Origin of the sequence: Rhizobium sp. FKY42 (assembly GCF_005222835.1) — a bacterium.
Classification (GTDB): Bacteria; Pseudomonadota; Alphaproteobacteria; order Rhizobiales; family Rhizobiaceae; genus Neorhizobium.
On sequence record NZ_STGA01000042.1, the window covers coordinates 1 to 1284 of the forward strand.

Here is a 1284-nt window from a genome sequence, read left to right on the forward strand (position 1 = left end):
AATGCGACAGTTGGGCCAGTTAGAGATGCGACAGTTTTCGCCCTTCTAGCTGGTTAAGTTCAACGCTGGAAGGAAGACTGGTTTCCGATGCCGAAGTGCTGATGGAGCTGCCATGTCTTGTTTGATCACCATGTCGCAGAAAGAGCTGAACCGGCTAGAAGCGGTTCAAAAGATCCGAGATCGCCGATTGAGTGTGGTTCAGGCGGCTGAGAGCCTGGGGCTTAGCCGCAGTCAGGTGCATCGGCTGTTGCAGGCTTATGAGCGTGACGGAGCGCCCGGTCTTGTGTCGCGCAAACGCGGACAACCGAGCAACCGACGTCATAGCGACGAGTTCCGCAATGTTGTTCTTGATCTGATACGCGAGCGCTATCACGATTTCGGCCCGACACTTGCGCGCGAGAAGCTCATTGAGCTGCACCGGATTGCGGTTGGCAAAGAGACCCTGCGGCAATGGATGACGGAGGCTGGAATCTGGACCTCAAGGCGCGAACGCAAGCAACGGATTTATCAACCGCGTGCGCGTCGTGATTGTCTGGGAGAATTGGTTCAGATTGATGGATCGCATCACTGGTGGTTCGAGAACCGGGGGCCAAAATGCGCCCTGCTCGTCTATATCGACGACGCGACCGGAAAGCTGCTTCACCTGCGCTTTGCGCCTTCCGAGAACACGTTTGATTATCTCCAGGCGACGAAGACCTACCTGGAAGAATGGGGAAAGCCGATTGCCTTTTACAGTGACAAGCACGGGGTTTTTCGCTCGACACACGCATCTGAGAAAGATCGGACCAGCGGTCTGACGCAATTCGGCCGGGCGCTTTACGAACTGAACATCGATATCATCTGCGCAAACACACCACAGGCCAAAGGCCGTGTGGAGCGGGCAAACCGCACATTGCAGGACAGATTGGTGAAGGAATTGCGGCTGCGCGGCATTAGCACGCTAGAGGATGCGAATGCATTTTCGCCCGAGTTCATGGCTGATTTCAATCGGCGGTTCGAGAAAGAACCACGCAACCCGAAGGACATGCACCGTCCATTAGCCGAGCATGAGAACCTGGACGGAGCCATGTGCCGCAAGGAAGTTCGCACACTGTCACAGTCTCTCACCCTACGCTACGACAAGGTGATCTTCATCCTCGATCCGACTGCCATTGCGAAGAAGATCGCCGGACAGAAAGTCATCGTCTGCGACTATCCCGATGGCAGGCTTGAGATCATGCATGAAGGTATCACCCTGCCATACAGAACTTTCGACACCTTGCGGTCGGTTCACAGAGCTGAAGT

The 1284-nt window shown here is 55.2% G+C and carries 1 protein-coding gene; it reads left to right on the forward strand.

The genetic code is table 11. The features are described 5' to 3' along the window. Positions 1-112 precede the first annotated feature (112 nt). On the forward strand, positions 113-1284 hold a 1172-nt coding region (locus E8M78_RS16200), incomplete at its 3' end, for an ISNCY family transposase (RefSeq protein ID WP_137136037.1).